Origin of the sequence: Aeromonas sp. QDB62 (assembly GCF_027705695.1) — a bacterium.
In the GTDB taxonomy this organism is placed as follows: domain Bacteria; phylum Pseudomonadota; class Gammaproteobacteria; order Enterobacterales; family Aeromonadaceae; genus Aeromonas; species Aeromonas allosaccharophila.
This window is the reverse complement of record NZ_JAPDCD010000060.1, coordinates 1-18567: the sequence shown is the minus strand read 5'-3', so window position 1 is coordinate 18567 and position 18567 is coordinate 1. Positions and strand designations below refer to the sequence as shown.

Here is an 18567-nt window from a genome sequence, read left to right as displayed (position 1 = left end):
GGCGTGCTCCTTCAGCCACTCGGACACCTCACCAAATTTTGGTCTGTGGTTTAACGTGTTCAGCCAACACGGTGTTCGCTGCGCTGTTGCGCTGGAACGGGGCGTAATTTAGGGGAAAGCCCCGCCCGCGTCAACGGCTTTTTTCGTCTGGCGAACCGTTCGAACACTTAATGCACAGATTCCGGAGCAACCTGGATTTCCGCCAGGTTGAGGAAGCCGGAACGTTCACATTCGGCAACCAGTTCGTGGGTAGCGGCGATGGTGCTTTGCACGAACAGCAGGAACTGCTCGACGCTGAGTCCGGCCTTGGTAAAGACGGTGTGGCCGACCACCAGCCGCGGCAGGTTGTCATCGATGATATCGAGGAACACCTTGAGGGAGGGGTACTGCATATTGAGTCGGCCCAGTTCGGCGACCAGCGGCAGCATTGCGGAGGGGCGCACTTCCAGCTCGGAGGAGAACAGCAGGCCTTCCTCTTCCACGAAGATCCGGCTCTCCTGAATACCATCGACCGACTGCAAAGAGACAATGTGGATACCGTGACACTGGTCGCAGACATAGTGCTCGATACGAGCCTGTTGCAACCAACGCATTATCATTTCGGAGCTGGGGATATTCATCATTTCCACGACAAGATTGAGATCAAGGGGCGCAGTCTAAACCAATTTGCTATCAACAAAAAGCACGCCAACCCGATAACCCTGCGGCTCGCTTCTTTTTGGCAAGCGCTATGCATATACTCAGCCAAATCCACGACGACGCTTGCCCCACAGGGGGCCACATGACCATCCAAGAAAAGTATCGCCTCCATCTGAAATCCCTCTCGGATGAACTGCTGGCCCTGCAAAAACCCATCCGTATTCTGGATGCCATCAAATGGCCACGCCATCTGCAAGAGCGCTTTCTGGCAAGCGGAGGCAGAGAGCTGCCCGCTATCGACAGGCACTTCTATGATGCCCTCCCCCTTGGCTTCGATCCGCGCAACAAGTATCTGGAGCTCAAGGAGCTGCGGGACAGGATCCGCAGAAAGCTGGGGCCGCAGGACGATCTTGGCCGGATCCTGCAAGAGACGGTCGATCAATACATGGTGGTGATCGAGATGCTGCGCCAGCGCGGCCAACCCGATTTTCAGCGTTACAGCCAACTGCTCTATGGCTCTGCCAGCGATCACCTGCGCGGGGATCGCAAGACCCTCAAGGAGCTGGGTTCCCGCCTGTGTGACATCTTCTCCCTGCCTGGGGCGCGCCATCTGGTGCGCCCCTACCCCAAGGAGTTCGAAGGAGAAGCGGCGGTCGCCAAACTGCAGGGCAAGCTGTCGAGCTACTTCAGTGACGGCACTGTGCAGGTGAAGCTGAGCGATGGCATCGTCTCCGACGCCGCAGCCGGTGGCGACTACATCAAGCTCAACTCTCACGCCCGTTTCTCCGAGCTGGACTTGCAGGTGCTGGAGGTGCACGAGGGGTGGGTGCATGTCGGCACCACCCTCAACGGTCGCCAGCAGCCCTATGCCACCTGGCTGAGCGCCGGTTCACCGCGGATCACGGCGTGCCAGGAGGGGCTGGCCGTCCTGATAGAGACCCTTACCTTCAGCTCCTTTCCGGATCGGGCCAAGCGCATCTCCGATCGGGTAATGGCCATCGACATGGCCGAGCGGGGCGCCGATTTTATCGAGGTGTTTCAGCACTTCGTGCAGCAGGGCACCAGCGAGCACGACGCCTACAAGATCACCCAGCGGGTCTTTCGTGGCGGCATGGTGAGCGGTGGCGCCTGCTTTACCAAGGATCTCTCCTACGTGCGTGGCTATGTGGAGACGGTCAACTTTATCCGCAGCGCAGTGCTGGAAGGGGTGCCCGAGATCCTGCCGATGCTGTTTGTCGGCAAGGTGACGCTGGATGATATTCCGGTGCTCTATCAGCACTATCTGGAGGGGCTGATTGCCGCCCCCCGCTACCTGCCGCCGATGTTTCGCGATCTCACCGGGCTCTACGTCTGGTTCGGTTTTGCTTCCGGCATGTCGCTGGTCGATATCGGCCGGGTACAGCATCATTTTCGCCAGCTGTTTCAACGCCTGCCGGTGGCCGATCCCATCATTGCGCCGGTGGATATCGAGATCGACTGAGCCTCAGAGAACCAAGCTGGGAAAGAAAAAGGGCGCCAGATTGGCGCCCTTCTCGACTATTCAAATATCGCAGCCGGATTACTTGTAGGCGCGACCTTCCAGATAGTGCTTGCGGCAGAGCGACACATAGCGATCGTTACCACCGATCTCCACCTGTTCGCCATCACGCATCACCTGACCCGCTTCGTTGACCCGGGAGTTCATGTGGGCCTTGTTGCCGCACCAGCAGATGCTCTTCAACTCTTCAAACTTGTCGGCCAGACAGAGCAGATGGTAGGAACCGGGGAACAGCTCGCCACGAAAATCGGTCTTGAGGCCATAGGCCATCACCGGAATATCCTGTTCATCAACGATGCGGGCCAGCTGGTAGACCTGCTCACGGGTCAGGAACTGGGCCTCATCCACGATGAAGACATCGATATGTTTCTTTGCATGGCGCGCTTTCACCATCTCAAACAGATCACAGCTGTCGCTGAACACGTCCACCTTCAGCTCAAGGCCAACCCGGGCACTGATCACCCCGACCCCGAAACGGTCATCGATGGCTGGCGTCATCGCCAGAGGATGCATGCCCCGCTCCAGATAGTTGAAGTGTGCCTGAATGAGCTGGGTGGATTTGCCTGAATTCATGGTGGCAAATTTGTAGTGCAGTGAAGCCATGATACTGTTCCGAAACTGAATTTATGGGGCGCATGCTAACCAAAGCCCCCGACAAAACCAAGGGGCCCGCGGGCCCCTTGCTCTATAAATGTTACGCGGTGGCCAGAGCTGGCCGCGCTTTGGCCTTTTTCAGGTGATAGCTGGTAAAGAGCACGAACCAGAGGGCACTGACACTGAAACCGGCCAGGCTGGAGTGCATCACACCCATGGCCAGGTAACCGATAGCCGCACCGAAGGCGATGGCCAGTGCATAGGGCAGCTGGGTCATCACGTGATCGATGTGATGGCAGCCGGCGCCGGTGGCAGAGAGGATGCTGGTGCTGGAGATGGGCGAGCTGTGATCCCCGAATACCGAGCCTGCCAGTACCGCAGCCAGCATCGGCAGCATCAGGCTGATGTCACTGGCGGCGGCCATGTCACCGGCCAGCGGCAGCATGATACCGAAAGTGCCCCAGCTGGTGCCGGTAGCAAACGCCATGGCACAGGAGAGGATAAAGACCACGGCGGGCAGCACTTCGATCGGCAGGTTGCCGTTAGCCAGCGAAGCCAGGTACTTGCCGGTCTCCACATCGCGTACCACGGCGCCGATGGTCCAGGCGAACAGCAGGATGTTGATGGCCGGCAGCATGGCCATGACACCTTGCGGAGCCGCCTTGATCCAGTTCTTGGCACCCAGCTTCAAGCGCATGGCCAGACCGATGGAGACCACCAGACTGCACAGGGCACCGTAGACCAGCGAAGAGCCGACGTTGGTGTTTTCGAACGAACCGAGCACGCTAAACGGCAGCCCTTTCTCGCTCAGCACCGCAGCACCGGAATCGATCATGAAATAGATGGTGGCCGCGGTCAGGGTCAGGATCGGCAAGACCATGTCAATCATGCCGCCGTTGCTCTCCTCCGGGCTCTCCATATCCAGACCGATGGGGCGGCCCTTGGACTCATCCCACAGCTTGCCTTCCAGCGCCCACTCTTCGTGTTGGCGCATCGGGCCGATATCGAGCTGACAGGCGATCACCACCAACACCATGATCAGGGTGAAGACGGCGTAAAGGTTCATCGGGATCATCTCGACAAACGCCGCGATGGGGCTCTGTTCGGTCAGACCGTGGGCCGCCATGATGCCGCCAACCAGGGCGATGATATAAGCGCCCCAGGAGGAGATGGGCATCAGCACGCAGACCGGCGCCGCGGTGGAGTCCAGCAGATAGGCCAGTTTGGCGCGGGAAATCTGGAAGCGGTCGGTGACCGGACGGCAGATGGCCCCCACCGACAGGCTGTGGAAGAAGTCATCGATAAAGAAGGCAAACACCATCATGCCGGTCAGCGCTTTGGCACCCTTGCGGGTCTTGGCACGACGCTCGGCCCACTCGGCAAAGGCACGGGTCGCCCCGGAGACGCTCATCAGGCTGATGAGGCCACCCAGCAGCAGCATAAACAGGATCATGTTGACGTTGTCACGGTTGAGCGCGCCATCGACCCAGAAGATCTTGAGCACGGTATTCAACATGTAATGCAGGGAGTCGAGGGGGGAAAAATGATTGAGCAGCAGACTGCCGGTGACGATGCCCACACCAAGGGACAACAGTACGCGGCGGGTCAGGATCGCCAGCGCAACAGCCAACAGAGGGGGAAGTACGGACCAACCGGAGTCGGCGAAATGACTAATGTCCATGATCTCTTTGCACCTAAAGATTACAGGTGGAGATCTACCGAGAGGATCTAAAGAAACAAAACCTATGGGGAGGTCATACTCCTCAGCCCCTTCAGGTAGCGCTCCATAGTGGATGACTATGGCAGTCCTGCACCTATTAGATGCAGAACCAGCAGCCCGGTATGATGGCCTGGCCACTTCGGCGCTGACTCCTTTCCTTGTGCATCACAGGCATCACCCTCCGCACAAATACTCATAGGCAGCGCGCCTCTACTTAAAGGTATTCGCCAAGCATTTTATCGAGATGGCAGCTTATAGCAAGTTTTTTGATTAAATAGTCATGATAAACATATCAACGTCGGAAAATGGTAGTCAAATGATGCAGCAACGCCAGCTTTGACGCTATTTTCACCTACTGTGGTTTCATTGGCATCCAACCCCTGTTCCCTATTGCTGGCAATATTAAATATCTGCATTGATGATCGCCACGGATATAATATTTAACCCAGCTTGACTTATTTAAATCGCCAAGCAAGAATCAGCTGGAACATAATATTTTTCTCTGACTCGACGTGGTAACTCCTATGAATGAATTTTTAAAGGTACTGCTTAATATCCGCAGTCTGCGTGCGACCTGCCGCGAACTTTCTCTGGAACAACTGGAAGAGGCACTGGAAAAACTCTCTGCTATCGTTGCTGAACGTCAGCAGGATGAAGCTGCCGAGCGTCAGGCCCGTGAAGAGCATCTGCGGAAAATTAATGAATATAGCGAAATGCTGAAAGCCGCCGGTATTGATCCGGCAGAATTGGTAAGCGTTGTCGCCACCGCCACCGGCAAATCAGAAAAAGCCAAACGCGCGCCACGTCCGGCCAAATATCGCTATCAGGATAATGGTGTAGAGAAAACCTGGACCGGCCAGGGCCGTATGCCTTCGGCCATTGCCAGTGCGGTGGCAGCAGGCAAATCACTGGAAGATTTTGCTATCTGACAGCTTTTGTGTTGCGAATAAAAAAACCTCGTCAAGGCGAGGTTTTTTATTGCCGCTTAAACGTGAAATATCAGATAGCCAATTGCGGGCGATCTGCAGCCTTTACCCACAGCACTTCACGCGCTCCTGCCACGCAGATGAGGTAGCGGGCAACGGTAAAGAACCAGTCACTCATCCGGTTCAGATAGGGCAGAACCTCGGGATTAACCCGCTCTTCCCGGCTCAATGTCAGCAGCAAGCGCTCGCAATGACGCACCAAAGTTCGCACCACATGCGCTTGCGCCGCTGCACGGGAACCACCGGGCAATATAAATTGGCGCAGCGGTGGCAATGGCTCGCTATAACGATCTATCTGCTGTTCAAGGCGAGTGGTCCAGGCGGCATTAACCTGCCAAATCGATTCATTCTGGGCATCGCTGGAGAATGCCAACTCGCCCCCCAGATCAAACAACTCCTGTTGCAACAGCTGCAAATCAGCCAATAAGCCGACCTCTTGCGACGGCACATCACAAATCAGCAAGCCAATATGGGAGTTGAGCTCATCGATATAACCGTAGGTCTCGACCCGCAAATGATCCTTGGGCAACTGGATACCATCGGCCAGCCGGGTCATGCCCTTGTCGCCCTGCCTCGTATATATTCTCATACCGACATCCTGTTAATAATGGGAATAATCATGGACTCGAGTCCATTGAGTTTGATCTCGTAAGCCAGCGCCAGCGTCTGGCCCAATTTACCCGCCGGAAAACCGCTGCGCGCCATCCACACCAGATAGGGCTCTGGAATATCGATGATACGCCGCCCCTGATATTTACCGTAAGGCATCTTGTTAGTCAGCGTCAGCAGCACCTGTTCGTCGGAGAGCCAATCCATATTAATCGATATCCAGATATTTATGAGTCTGGATTGAGAGTCGCCAGTTACGCGCGATACAGGTATCCATCGCCAATTGGGTGGCCCTTGGCTTCTGGCTAATCGGCTGCAAGGCAATGACCACATCCGGGCGCAGGGTCGCGGTAGCGAGCAGCGCATCCAGCTCTTCAATATGGTGCTCGGTGGCCACCGGATGCTTGATCTCGTTGGCCCGCTCCAGCGCAGAGACCAGCACAGGCAGCCCCCCTTTCATGCCAATCTTGGGGGAAACAGTGACCCAGGTCTGCTCATGGGTCTTGATCTCGCTGGTACCACTGGTTTCAATCTGCACCTGATAACCCGCCGCCAGCAGGGCTGACGAGAGTTCGTGCAGATCGTAGAGGCAGGGCTCGCCACCGGTGATCACCACATGGCGCGCCTGATAACCCAGCTCGCTAAAGCTGGCGATGATCTGCGCGGTGCTGAGTTGGCTCCAGCAATCGGATTCGTTGGAGCGATCCAGCACCGCCTCTTTACCTACTTCACGAGCCGGATCAACAACCCAGGTATGACGGGTATCGCACCAGGGGCAGCCCACCGGGCAACCCTGCAGGCGAACAAAGATGGCGGGCAGGCCGGTAAAGATGCCCTCCCCCTGGATGGTCTGGAAAATCTCGTTGATTGGGTAGTGCATCTCGATCACGGCTTGTTGCAAAAGTCGCGGATTATACCCCAAGCCACGACAAGACGCAGGCTCACTCTGCGCTTTTCTCGCCCAGCCCGGTTTTCTCAAACAGCCTGGTCATGATGCCCGCCTTGTCGGCCAGATAGTTATTCAGGCCGCGACTGCGCAGCTCGCAAGCCGGACACGTGCCGCAACCGTCACCGGCAATGCCGTTGTAGCAGGTCAGGGTCTGCTGGCGCACCGTGTCGAGGTGACCATAGTGATCCGCCAGTGCCCAGGTCTCGGCCTTGTCGAGCCACATCAAGGGAGTGTCAAAACGGATGCCGCGACCCAGCCCGAGCGAGACAGCCTGATTGAGGGCCTTGACGAACTCGTCACGGCAATCGGGATAGCCGGAAAAATCGGTCTCGCAGACACCGGTGATCACCGCTTCAGCACCCACCTGATAGGCATAGATGGAGGCCAGCGTCAGGAACAGGATATTGCGGCCCGGCACGAAGGTGTTGGGCAATCCGTTATCCTGCAGCTCGCAGCTGACCGGGATGTCGTCACGGGTCAGGGCAGAGACCGCCAGCTCATTGAGCAGCGTCACATCCATCACCTTGTGGGCGGCAATCCCCAGCGCACTGCCCAGACGGCGCGCGGTGTCGATCTCTTCCCGATGGCGCTGGCCATAGTCGAAGGTGATGGCGTGTACTTCATCATACTGAGCCAATGCCTGTACCAGACAGGTGGTGCTGTCCTGACCGCCACTGAAAACCACGACTGTTTTTTTCATCTTGATAACTCCTTCAAATGTCACGCGCGGCGGCCTTCGGCAAAGTCCTGCCACTGAGTATTCAACCGGTTAAACAGGGTCAGCAAGGGCGCATAGTGCTCCGGCCTCGCCTCCCACCGGGACAAGAGGTGATAGCCCGCCTCTATGGTAGAGAGGGCTTCGGGAAAGGGTTTCTTGCGAATGGCATATTGACCGGCAATGGCACCAATGCCGATGCGAGGCAAGTGGGCCAGTGCCGGATTGCTCTGCAACATGCGATAAGCTTTGCGCCAGGTGCCGTCGAGCAAGATAAAAGCAACGGCGGCCGAGTCAGAGGACTCACTCTCCCGCTGTTGGCGAAGTTCGGTCAGCGAAATGGCGTCCTCATCCGGCCAGAGTAGATAGCAGCGACGGGAAGGATCGGCGAGCAGCCCGCTCAGCCACTCATCACGGGAAAAGTCCTCTCCCACATGGATCTCGCACTGTTGCAAAGAGGCCGCCAGCAGCGCCGCGGTGCCCTTGGGATGTGCCACCTCGTTGGGGTGCTGCAGGATGTAGAGGGGCGTGTGATTGTCAACCGGCACAATATAATCGCACAGGCAGGCTTTGAGGGCTCGGGTGCAACGTGTACAGTATCGACTGTTCTTGTCGTTGGACTGTTTCATGTTGTCAGACAAATCTGGATTGCTCTGGGTTATCACGCTCTCTCTCACCAGCTTGCTACTCTTCTTTACCGTTCCCAATCTTCAGCTCTCCTTCGATCGGCCCTTGATCGCAGGTGGCGAAGGGTGGCGGATCATAACAGGCAATCTGGCCCATACCAATCTGTGGCATCTGCTGCTCAATCTAAGTGGCCTCGCCATTCTCTATAGCCTGTTTCGCGACTACCTGGGTCAGGCCCGCCTGCCGCTGCTGATGTTGCTGCTCTGGCTGGCAGTGGGCTTGGGGATCTGGTGGTGGTGCCCGCAGACCCAGTGGTACATGGGGCTATCCGGCTCGCTGCATGGCCTGTTTGTCTGGGGGGCGATGCAGGATATCCGCCACGGACGCCGCACATCGGGCTGGCTGCTGCTGGCAGGGATGGGGCTCAAGCTGGTGATGGACTTCTACAACGCAGGAGAGAGCCCGATCTCCACCCTGATCAATGCCAGGGTACACATCGGCTCTCATCTTATCGGGGCCGGTGCAGGCCTGTTGCTCGGCCTGCACCGTGTTTCACTGAGTGAGCCTGTTACGCACCAGCCAGCTCGGCATTGATACTGGCCAGCATGGCAGCCGGATCGGCAGCCTGGGTAATGGGGCGACCGATAACCAGATAATCGGCACCCGCCTCGACCGCCGCTTTGGGTGTCATCACCCGGCGTTGATCCCCCGCCGCTGAACCGGTCGGGCGAATACCCGGGGTCACCAGCTTGAAATCGACGCCCAGCAAGGCTTTCAGCTCATGGGCCTCGTTGGCAGAGCAAACCACCCCATCCAGACCGGAGGTCTTGGTCAGGGTAGCCAGCCGGATCACCTGCTCGGCCGGGCTCACATCCAGACCGAGGGGGATCATATCGGACTGCTCCATGCTGGTCAGCACGGTCACACCAATCAGCAGGGGCGCCTTGTCGCCATAAGGCAGCAGCGCCTCTTTGGCGGCACGCATCATCCGCTCACCACCACTGGCATGCACGTTGACCATCCACACACCGAGCTCGGCACTGGCTGCCACGGCTTTGGCAACGGTATTGGGAATATCGTGAAACTTCAGATCCAGAAAGACATCGAATCCCTTGGCCACCAGCTGGCGTACAAACTGCGGGCCAAACAGGGTAAACATCTCCTTGCCTACCTTGAGACGGCACTGGGCCGGAGAGATACGTTCAACGAACGCTAAGGCATCTGCCTCGTGCTGATAATCCAGCGCTACCAGTACTTTGGGATCTTGCATCTCACATCCTATTGCTTGTTATTCACCGTCCAGACCACGGATCGGCTTGATGGAACCCCACTGACGACAAGATGGGCACTGCCAGAACAGCGAGTGAGTGGCAAAGCCGCACTGCCGACACTTGTGGGTTGACTTGATTTTGATCTGCTCGCCGACCAGCTGTTGCAGCAGTTCGAGGCTCTCCTTGGCAGGCCCCTCCTCCGCACTGGCCAGCTGAAAACCCACCAACTGGTAAAAACCTTTCATCGACGGATGACGACGCAGCTGACGCAGCACCAGTGAACGGGCCTGGCTCAGGCCATCACGCTCTTCAACCAGCTTGGCAAGGGCCAGGGTCACGCTAACACCGGCGTGATCTTCCACCGCCTTTTCAAGCAGCGGGATCAACGCAGGCGTGCGGTCCAACTGCTGATAACACTCGAGCAATTTGGGCATTGCCTCGGACGCAAAGTCGATATCCTGCTCGAACACCCGCAGCAGCTCCTTGCTGGCCTGCTCATACTCCCCCTCTGCCATGGCGAGCTCAGCAAGACGCAAACTGGCTCGGGCACATGCCGGATTGATGGTGAGCGCCCGTTTGAGCTTGGCCAGCCCCTCCCCTTTATTGCCGTCGCGCAGCGCGATCTCGGCTTGCTCGCAATAGAAATGGGAAATGGGGTCGGCCAGCTTCTTGCCCTGGAATTTTTGCAGACGAATCGCCACATCGATGGCCTTGTCCCAATCCCGCAACTGCTGGTGGATGATCAACAGCTGTGCCAGCGCCGTCTCTTCAAAATCGCTATCGTCACACAGCTCATTCCAGAGCGCTTCAGCACGGTCTAGCAAACCGGCAGCCAGAAAGTCGCGAGCCAGCTCCTGCAAGGCCAGCTGGCGCTGCTCCCGGGTCAGTTGGCGGGTCACCAGATTCTGGTGGATCTTGATGGCACGATCGACCTCCCCGCGCTGGCGAAACAGGTTGCCGAGGGAGAGGTGTGTTTCGATGGTTTCACTGTCCACCTCAAGCAGCTGGATAAAGAGATCCACCGCCTTGTCGGATTCATCGGACAGCAAATAGTTGAGGCCCGCCACATACTGGCGGGAAAACTGGTTACTCTGTTTCTGGGTGTCCTGGCGAACACTCCTGCGCCCCATGTACCAGCCATAACCGGCAGCGATGGGCAACAGCAGGAAAAGCAGTTCAAGCATTGAGGAACATTATTCCTTACCCGGTGACCGGGCCAGCTCCAACTCGCGGGATTGACGACGCATGGTGCGGTTGAGGGTGCGGTTTTGCATTTTCAGGCGCAGGAACAGCAGGCCAAATACCAGCCAGCCCAGCAAAAAACCACCAGCGAAGAAGAAGCCCAACAACATGGCAAGTGAAAACTCGCCCTGAGCAATCAGGTAATTGAACTGAACCAGCTGGCCATTTTGTGAACCCAGGGCCAGGGTCAGAACAAACACCAGCACCAGCGGAATGAGGGCCAAAATACGCTTCATAAGAGCTCCCTGTCAGTATCTAATGAGAGGCTGATTATCCTTAAAATCGCAGGCAGACTCTAGAGTGAATGGGAAAAGAGTTTAAGAAACAAGACGATTGGCACAGGAATAGGCGCCAAAAACAAAAAAGGCATACCCGAGGTATGCCCATTTCTGCATTATTCAATGATGTTGACGCGCTCGCGCAACTCTTTGCCAGGTTTGAAGTGCGGGACATATTTCCCGGTCAGTTCAACCTTGTCCCCGGTCTTGGGGTTGCGTCCCACACGGGGCGCACGATAGTGCAGTGAAAAACTGCCAAATCCGCGGATTTCAATCCGGTCGCCGTTTTGCAAGGTCGACGCCATCTGTTCAAGGATCTCCTTGATGGCGGCTTCGACATCCTTGGCCGGCATATGCATGCGGCTGGATGCCAGTTGTTCGATGAGATCTGATTTGGTCATAACGTTAAATCTCCTTCCCCGATCACATGCAATATTCATTTTGCCAGGATAAAAAAGGGCGGCGCAATGCCGCCCTTTTCTTGCATCAAGGATTACTCACCCTTGGCGGCTTTGAACGCTTCCATCATAGCATTGCTGAACACAACTTCTTCTTGTTGGTTCAGGCTATCGATAGCAACACGCTCATCAGCCTCGTCCTTAGCACGGACAGACAGGCTTACGGTGCGGTTCTTACGATCAACGCCCATGAATTTAGCTTCTACTTCGTCACCAACAGACAGCACCAGAGTGGCGTCTTCTACGCGGTCACGAGCAGCGTCGGAGGCACGCAGGTAGCCTTCTACGCCGTCAGCCAGTTCGATAACGGCACCTTTGGCATCAACCTCGGTAACCTTACCCTTCACGATAGCACCTTTCTTGTTGTCAGCCAGGTACTTGTTGAACGGGTCTTCTTCGATCTGCTTGACACCCAGGGAGATGCGCTCACGCTCCGGATCCACTTGCAGAACAACGGCTTCGATCTCGTCGCCTTTCTTGAATTCACGCACGGCTTCTTCGCCCTGGTTGTTCCAGGAGATGTCAGACAGGTGAACCAGACCGTCGATGCCGCCATCCAGACCGATGAAGATACCGAAGTCAGTGATGGACTTGATCTTGCCGGAAACACGGTCGCCTTTGGCGTGAGTTTCGGCAAACAGCTGCCACGGGTTGGATTTGCACTGCTTCAGACCCAGGGAGATACGACGACGCTCTTCGTCGATGTCCAGAACCATCACGTCAACCACGTCGCCAACGTTAACAACTTTGGACGGGTGGATGTTCTTGTTGGTCCAATCCATCTCGGATACGTGTACCAGGCCTTCAACGCCTTCTTCGATTTCAACGAAGCAGCCGTAGTCGGTCAGGTTGGTCACGCGGCCAGACAGACGGGTGGTCTCCGGGTAACGCTTGGCGATAGCAACCCAGGGATCTTCGCCCAGCTGCTTCAGACCCAGGGATACACGGGTACGCTCGCGGTCGAACTTCAGAACCTTGACAGCGATCTCGTCGCCAACGTTGACGATTTCGGAAGGATGCTTAACGCGCTTCCACGCCATGTCGGTGATGTGCAGCAGGCCGTCAACACCGCCCAGATCTACGAATGCACCGTAGTCGGTCAGGTTCTTGACGATACCCTTAACTTCTTGACCTTCTTGCAGGTTAGCCAGCAGGCTTTCACGCTCGGAGGTATTCTCGGTCTCGATCACGGCACGACGGGAAACAACAACGTTGTTGCGCTTCTGGTCCAGCTTGATGACTTTGAACTCGAGTTCTTTGTTTTCCAGGTGAGCGGTGTCACGGATCGGACGCACGTCAACCAGAGAACCCGGCAGGAAGGCACGGATGCCGTTCAGTTCAACGGTGAAACCACCCTTGACCTTGCCGTTGATGATACCGATAACGGTAGCTTGCTCTTCGTATGCCTTCTCAAGCTGCAGCCAGGCTTCGTGGCGCTTGGCTTTTTCGCGGGACAGCTTGGTTTCGCCGAAACCATCTTCGATAGAGTCCAGAGCCACATCAACGGTATCGCCGACGTTGATTTCCAGCTCGCCCATGGCGTTCTTGAATTCTTCAGCCGGAATAGCGGACTCGGATTTCAGACCGGCGTCAACCAGTACGAAACCGTTCTCGATAGCAACGACAGTACCCTTGACGATGGAACCTTGACGGGTTTCAACGGCGTTCAGGGACTCTTCAAAGAGTTGAGCAAAAGATTCGATCATTGTTTATGTCACAAATGAAACATCCACTTGCAATCCGGCGCAAGCGGGGCTGTTTTAAATAATCTGCGCCATCCTTGGTGCAGACGACCGGGTGTCAGCTTGCGCTGGCATCACCAAGTTGTTGCTCTGCATAGGCGAGCACTGTTGCCAGCACGTCATCTATGGTCATGGCGGTAGAGTCTACCACCAGAGCATCTTCTGCCGGTTTCAGGGGCGCAGTAGCGCGATTTCTGTCGCGATCGTCACGTTCCCGGATCTCGGTTAAAAGACGCTCAAAGTTAACATCAAAGCCCTTATCTTGCAACTGCTTATAGCGGCGCTGGGCCCGTTCTTCGGCGCTGGCGTCGAGGAAAATCTTCACCTCGGCCTCGGGAAAAACCACGGTGCCCATGTCGCGACCATCAGCGATCAGACCCGGAGCCTGACGAAATGCCCGTTGACGGCGCAGCAAGGCTTCGCGTACCCGAGGGAAGGCGGCGATTTTACTGGCGGCATTGCCCACCTCTTCGGTGCGGATGGTGCGCGAGACATCTTCCCCTTCCAGGATCACCTTGACCAGATCCCCTTCAACCTGAAATTGCACATCCAGATTGGCGGCCAGCGGTACTAATGAGGCTTCACTGTCCAGCGCTACATCGTGATGCAGAGCGGCCAGGGACAACACCCGATAGATGGCGCCCGAGTCCAGCAAGTGCCAACCCAGCTTCTCGGCGAGCAGCTGACACAAGGTGCCTTTTCCTGCGCCACTGGGGCCATCAATTGTCATCACGGGGGCCATCTGAGGCATAACTTCTCTCCTGCACTGTGTTGCTCCCATCCCGAGGGGGTGGGTTAATGGGCGCCGATTATACCCGAATGTGGTGAGCCTGGCAGTCATCAATCCGCACAAAGGACCAAAACCACGGCGGGCAGTTGTGCTTGTCTCTTACTTGGACATTTCATTAAGCAATGCAGGGACTTGTTCTTATGGTCGTTGCCGACAAGGCGCGCTAAACTGGCCCCCTTTTTTGAGCCGTTAGCAGTAAGGAGCAACCTATGAGCAGCGTTACCCTCGTGGCCAAATCAAAATTGCCAACCCCCTGGGGCACCTTCACGCTGGTAGGTTTTCAGGAAACCGGCACTGGCAAGGATCACGCCGCACTGGTGATGGGCGACATTACCGGTGAAGAGCCCGTGCTGGGCCGGATCCACTCAGAGTGCCTGACCGGCGACGCCCTGTTCAGCCTGCGTTGTGACTGCGGTTTCCAGTTGCAGGCCGCCATGGAAAATATCGCCAAGGCGGGTCGTGGCGTGTTGTTGTATGTGCGTCAAGAGGGCCGTGGCATCGGTTTGCTCAACAAGATCCGTGCCTATCACCTGCAGGATCAGGGTGCCGATACCGTTGAGGCCAACGTGGCCCTGGGTTTCGCCGCCGACATGCGCGATTACACCATCTGCGCCGATATGCTCAAGCAGCTTGAGGTCAAGTCACTCAAACTGATGACCAACAACCCGCGCAAGATGAAGGCGATGGAATCCTTTGGCATTCCGGTGGCCGAACGGGTGCCGTTGCAGGAAGGGCGCAATCCCCACAACGAGTTCTATCTGTCTACCAAGGCCAACAAGCTGGATCACATGCTGAAGAAGTGAGCCTGCATTGACGAATGCCAGATAGTCAAACGCCTCCAATTCGGAGGCGTTTTTCTTGAGACAGTCACATACCGACCCAGGCTATCGCACTGGCACGGTCAGATTGGCCAGCAGTGCATCAAGCTCTTCGCCAGTGCGGGCAGCACAGCATTGGTCGACCTGCTCCCGGGTCAATTGCGGCGCGAGACGTGCAATCAGGTCATACAGATAGCCGCACAAAAACGCCCCTCTGCGTAACCCGATAGCGGCCACACCACCAGGTAGCCAGGGCACAGCCTTGAGCAGCAGATCCCCATCGCGCTGGAGCTCCCAGGCAAAGGTTGCCATCACCCCGATGCCCATCCCTTGTCTGACATAGGTCTTGAGCACATCGCTGTCGCTCGCACAACAGGCGATACGGCTCTCGGCATGAGCGCAATCAGAGCCCTGAGTAGTGGAGAGAGCCCTTCCGTCAGTCACCAGGGCAAACTCGACCAGCTCGGCCTGGGTCAGCGATGTCGCTTTGGCCAACGGATGATCCTTTGGCAGCACCAAGCCCCGTTGCCACTGAAAACAGGGCAGTATCAGCAGATCGCTCCCTTCCTCCAGATCATCGGCAAGCAGCAGATTGGCAGCGCCATCATGCACGGCTGCGCGGCACTGCGCCGCACTCCCCTGCATAACCGTCACCGAGACTTTGGGAAAGCGGGCCATGAATCCCTTGAGGATGGCAGGCAGAATATAGCGAGCCTGCAGATGGGTGGCAGCAATGGTGAGGGTTCCCTGCTCAGGATGCACATGCTGCCTGGCCATCACCTTGATGGTGGCCACCTTGTCCAGCACCTCGGCGGCCACTTTGATCACATCCCGACCGATGGGGGTGATCTGGGTCAGGTGTTTGCCACTGCGCTCGAAGATCTGGATCCCCAGTTCATCCTCCAGCATCCGCACCTGTTTGCTGATCCCGGGCTGGGAGGTAAAGAGGCTCTCGGCGGTGGCCGACAGATTCAGCCTGTGGTTCGCCACCTCGACGATATAGCGCAATTGCTGCAGTTTCATGGTGTAGCCCTCAAGTGAACCCACCATTAATAGTAACAAACTTTCTGCAAGGGCCCGCCGCCATCAGGCCGGGCGCTCCTTGAGCAGGAAATCGCGCAAAGCACGGTTGGCCATGGAGAGCGGATCGCCACGCCGCCACGCCACACAGAGATCGAGATAGATGGGCGGGTCGAAGGGCACACCACTCAGATCCGGTTCCTCTTCCAGCACCATCCGCAAGAAGGTGGTCACCGCAAAGCCTTGCCGCACCACGGCCTTGAGCAGAGGGATGAGATTGCTCTCGAAGGCGATATCGGGTTCGACGCCCAGGCTCTGGGCCAGCGCCTCCATATGCTCCCGGTGATAGAAACCGCGGCGAAACAGCGCCAACTCCTGAGCAAAAAACTGCGAGAGGGTCACGGCCGGTTCGCCGCGCAGGGGGTGATCATCCCCTACAACCATCAACATCTCTTCGCTTAGCAGATGTGCCCCCTCGATGGCGGGCGGCAGATCACTGGTGATGAGGATGGCCAGATCGAGGGAGCCATCCACCATCCGGCTGAGCAGCTCGCGGGTACCGGCCTCTTCGACCCGGATCTTGAGCCCGGGATAGCGATGCTTGAAGGCCATCAGACGAGGGGGAAAATAGTAGGAACCCATCATATAGGGGATCCCGATCCGCACCTCCCCTCGCTCCAACCCCTTCAGTTCGGCCATCTCAGCCTCGGCCTGATGCATTTGCAGCAACAGGCGCTCGGCATGACGACAGAGCACCTCCCCCTCCGGGGTGAGCCGTACCGCACGGTCCTGCCGATCAAACAGCCGCAACTCGAGCTGCTGCTCCAGTTTGGCGATGGCCATGCTGATGGCAGGTTGTGCCACATGCAGGCTGTTGGCAGCCTTGGTAAACGAACCGGTATCCCTGACCGCCAGCAGATAGGTGAGCTGTTTCAGATCCATGCATCAATTTGTCTTATGAGATAGATAACTTAAATATATTATATTTATAACAGCAAGGACTCTACCCTGACCAAAAGCTGTCAGGACAATACGCAATGATTGAAGTCGGAAGTCGCGAGTGGATACGTGCAACCCTGGCCCTCAGCCTGGGCTCTTTTCTGGTGTTTCTGAACCTCTACCAGACCCACCCCCTGTTACCCCTGATTGCCGAGGTCTTCTCGGTCAACTCCCTCTCGGCCAGCTGGACCCTGGCAGGCTGTACCGCAGGCCTCGCCGCCTCCCTGCTGATCTGCGCCAGACTGGCGGATCGCCATGGCCGTCGGCAGGTCATGCTGGGCACCCTCACCTTGGCAATCCTGCTCTCGTTGTTGATCCCGCTGGTTGAGCAGTTCAGCTCCCTGCTATTGCTGCGCATCCTGCAGGGGGCGCTGCTGGCCGGGTTACCAGCCACTGCGATTGCTTATATGGGGGAAGAGTTCAGCAAACGGGCGCTGCTCTCGGCGGTAGGGGTCTATATTGCCGCCAACTCCCTCGGTGGCATTGCCGGTCGGGTGGTCGGTGGCCTGCTGGCGGGCTGGTTTGGCGACTGGCAGCATACCTTTCTGGGGATTGGTGTTATCAGCCTGTCGCTGTTGCCGCTGGTCTTCTGGCTGCTGCCCCCTCAGACCCGCTTTGTGGCGAGCGCCCCCGTTCGTGGTCAATTTGTCCGCGCCTTGCAGCAACACCTGACCAACCCCTTGCTGGTAGGGGCCTATCTGATTGGCGGCCTCAACTTTATGGTGTTTCTGAACCAGTTCAGCTACCTCACCTTCTTGCTGGCCAAGCCCCCCTTCTCCCTGCCCACTCAATGGCTCGGCATGCTGTTTCTCACCTATCTTTCGGGGACCGTGGCCTCCTCCCTGAGCGGCCGTTTCGCCAACCGCTGGGGGGCACAACGCATGCTGCTGGTCGGGATCGCGCTGATGGCCATCGGCAGTCTGTGGCTGCTGCAGGGCAGTCTGCTCGGGATCCTGAGCGGCTTGCTGGTCTCCAGCTTCGGTTTTTTCCTGGCACACGCCTGTGCCAGTGCCTGGGTCGGTCATCATGTCGAACACAACCGGGCCCTCGCATCCTCCCTCTATCTGGTGGCCTACTATCTGGGAGCCAGTCTGGGTGGGCTTTACTTGCACCCGTTCTGGGAACGGGGCGAGCTGGGCGGGTTGGTCATGGGAATTGAACTGGTCCTCATCCTGACGGTGGGCTTGAGCCTCTGGCTTGGTCGTCTCAAGCAACAAACAGAATCGCCACTGCCCACCCAGCAACCCCACCGGCACGGGTAAGGGGCTCCGCGCAAACAGGCTCACGCACAATTAGATAACCATCTCGCGGCCAAGCACCGCCAGATAGCAAAAGGTGTCACACGGTGATAATGCCGATCATTTAAGGATCCATTGACCGATCCTTCTAGCCCCCTTTGTCGCCCCCAGCACTTTCCTGCAAGCTAGCAAAAAGCTTGGCCACAAGAGCATCGAGCGGCGGTTCCACGACACCGCCGCAGGCAGGCACCCGCAGGCCAATGTAGTGATGTGATGGACGCCCCCTCCCTGCGCGGTCAGTTTCATACTTAGGCTGACAGCGTTCAACTTGGGGG

At 57.2% G+C, this 18567-nt stretch carries 21 protein-coding genes and 1 riboswitch; of the genes, 5 read left to right on the top strand and 16 right to left on the bottom strand.

The genetic code is table 11. The features are described from left to right. Positions 1-167 precede the first annotated feature (167 nt). Positions 168-623, bottom strand: coding sequence for a YbjN domain-containing protein (locus tag OKC27_RS20825; RefSeq protein ID WP_082628315.1), 456 nt, complete (start codon positions 621-623; stop codon positions 168-170). Between the two features lie 158 nt (positions 624-781). Between OKC27_RS20825 and OKC27_RS20820 the strand changes: the two genes are divergently transcribed. After that, on the top strand, positions 782-2119 hold the full coding sequence (locus OKC27_RS20820; RefSeq protein ID WP_182939470.1) for a flavohemoglobin expression-modulating QEGLA motif protein: 1338 nt from the start codon (positions 782-784) through the stop codon (positions 2117-2119). Positions 2120-2197: 78 nt separating this feature from the next. Here OKC27_RS20820 and OKC27_RS20815 read toward each other — a convergent pair whose 3' ends face one another. Together OKC27_RS20815 and OKC27_RS20810 are read right to left on the bottom strand one after the other, a co-directional pair. Continuing rightward, a complete protein-coding gene (locus OKC27_RS20815) occupies positions 2198-2779 on the bottom strand; it encodes a thymidine kinase (RefSeq protein ID WP_005351181.1) in 582 nt (193 codons plus the stop codon). Positions 2780-2870: 91 nt separating this feature from the next. Further along, complete coding sequence (locus tag OKC27_RS20810) at positions 2871-4451, bottom strand: Na+/H+ antiporter NhaC family protein (RefSeq protein WP_075112870.1); 1581 nt, start codon at positions 4449-4451, stop codon at positions 2871-2873. 88 nt (positions 4452-4539) lie between these two features. Beyond that, positions 4540-4711: riboswitch (Lysine riboswitch) on the bottom strand. A gap of 303 nt (positions 4712-5014) precedes the next feature. On the opposite strand from OKC27_RS20810, the gene OKC27_RS20805 reads away from it, so the two are divergent. Continuing rightward, positions 5015-5419: an H-NS family histone-like protein gene (locus OKC27_RS20805; protein WP_182939469.1), complete on the top strand. Its 405-nt coding sequence runs from the start codon at positions 5015-5017 to the stop codon at positions 5417-5419. Positions 5420-5489: 70 nt separating this feature from the next. Here OKC27_RS20805 and OKC27_RS20800 read toward each other — a convergent pair whose 3' ends face one another. The 5 genes from OKC27_RS20800 to OKC27_RS20780 form a co-directional block, all read right to left on the bottom strand. Next, positions 5490-6065, bottom strand: coding sequence for a cob(I)yrinic acid a,c-diamide adenosyltransferase (locus OKC27_RS20800; RefSeq protein ID WP_182939468.1), 576 nt, complete (start codon positions 6063-6065; stop codon positions 5490-5492). Then, positions 6062-6292, bottom strand: a complete 231-nt coding sequence (locus tag OKC27_RS20795) for a DUF3820 family protein (protein ID WP_005337126.1) — start codon at positions 6290-6292, stop codon at positions 6062-6064. The genes OKC27_RS20800 and OKC27_RS20795 overlap by 4 nt, the downstream gene beginning before the upstream one ends. Before the next feature lies 1 nt (position 6293). Continuing rightward, complete coding sequence (gene queE / locus OKC27_RS20790) at positions 6294-6965, bottom strand: 7-carboxy-7-deazaguanine synthase QueE (protein WP_182939467.1); 672 nt, start codon at positions 6963-6965, stop codon at positions 6294-6296. 61 nt (positions 6966-7026) lie between these two features. Beyond that, complete coding sequence (queC, locus tag OKC27_RS20785) at positions 7027-7734, bottom strand: 7-cyano-7-deazaguanine synthase QueC (RefSeq protein WP_182939466.1); 708 nt, start codon at positions 7732-7734, stop codon at positions 7027-7029. Between the two features lie 20 nt (positions 7735-7754). After that, positions 7755-8378 (bottom strand): tRNA-uridine aminocarboxypropyltransferase, encoded by a 624-nt coding sequence (locus OKC27_RS20780; protein WP_182939465.1) that lies wholly within the window; start codon positions 8376-8378, stop codon positions 7755-7757. Here OKC27_RS20780 and rrtA point away from each other — a divergent pair. Beyond that, positions 8377-8970, top strand: coding sequence for a rhombosortase (gene rrtA, locus OKC27_RS20775; protein WP_174219030.1), 594 nt, complete (start codon positions 8377-8379; stop codon positions 8968-8970). The genes OKC27_RS20780 and rrtA overlap by 2 nt on opposite strands. On the opposite strand, the gene pyrF is transcribed toward rrtA, so the two are convergent. From pyrF to cmk, 6 genes are all read right to left on the bottom strand, one after another. Next, positions 8945-9646 carry an orotidine-5'-phosphate decarboxylase gene (gene pyrF, locus OKC27_RS20770; protein ID WP_139408995.1) on the bottom strand — a complete coding sequence of 234 codons (702 nt, stop codon included), beginning with the start codon at positions 9644-9646 and terminating at the stop codon, positions 8945-8947. The genes rrtA and pyrF overlap by 26 nt on opposite strands. A gap of 18 nt (positions 9647-9664) precedes the next feature. Further along, positions 9665-10831 (bottom strand): lipopolysaccharide assembly protein LapB, encoded by a 1167-nt coding sequence (gene lapB / locus OKC27_RS20765; protein WP_182939464.1) that lies wholly within the window; start codon positions 10829-10831, stop codon positions 9665-9667. Positions 10832-10840: 9 nt separating this feature from the next. Next, positions 10841-11125, bottom strand: a complete 285-nt coding sequence (locus OKC27_RS20760) for a LapA family protein (RefSeq protein ID WP_005337143.1) — start codon at positions 11123-11125, stop codon at positions 10841-10843. Between the two features lie 158 nt (positions 11126-11283). Then, positions 11284-11568, bottom strand: coding sequence for an integration host factor subunit beta (gene ihfB, locus OKC27_RS20755; RefSeq protein ID WP_033136607.1), 285 nt, complete (start codon positions 11566-11568; stop codon positions 11284-11286). A 92-nt stretch (positions 11569-11660) separates the two neighbouring features. Then, positions 11661-13331 (bottom strand): 30S ribosomal protein S1, encoded by a 1671-nt coding sequence (gene rpsA / locus OKC27_RS20750; RefSeq protein ID WP_042013223.1) that lies wholly within the window; start codon positions 13329-13331, stop codon positions 11661-11663. 94 nt (positions 13332-13425) lie between these two features. After that, positions 13426-14118, bottom strand: a complete 693-nt coding sequence (cmk, locus tag OKC27_RS20745; RefSeq protein ID WP_042057282.1) for a (d)CMP kinase — start codon at positions 14116-14118, stop codon at positions 13426-13428. Between the two features lie 248 nt (positions 14119-14366). Between cmk and ribA the strand changes: the two genes are divergently transcribed. Then, positions 14367-14960, top strand: a complete 594-nt coding sequence (ribA, locus tag OKC27_RS20740; RefSeq protein ID WP_005337152.1) for a GTP cyclohydrolase II — start codon at positions 14367-14369, stop codon at positions 14958-14960. An 81-nt stretch (positions 14961-15041) separates the two neighbouring features. Here the strand turns inward: ribA and OKC27_RS20735 are convergent, their stop codons facing one another. After that, positions 15042-15998, bottom strand: coding sequence for a LysR substrate-binding domain-containing protein (locus OKC27_RS20735; RefSeq protein WP_182939463.1), 957 nt, complete (start codon positions 15996-15998; stop codon positions 15042-15044). A gap of 63 nt (positions 15999-16061) precedes the next feature. Beyond that, complete coding sequence (locus tag OKC27_RS20730) at positions 16062-16937, bottom strand: LysR family transcriptional regulator (RefSeq protein WP_182939462.1); 876 nt, start codon at positions 16935-16937, stop codon at positions 16062-16064. A 95-nt stretch (positions 16938-17032) separates the two neighbouring features. Here OKC27_RS20730 and OKC27_RS20725 point away from each other — a divergent pair, with 95 nt between their 5' ends. Then, a complete protein-coding gene (locus tag OKC27_RS20725) occupies positions 17033-18256 on the top strand; it encodes an MFS transporter (RefSeq protein ID WP_182939461.1) in 1224 nt (407 codons plus the stop codon). Positions 18257-18567: the final 311 nt, after the last annotated feature.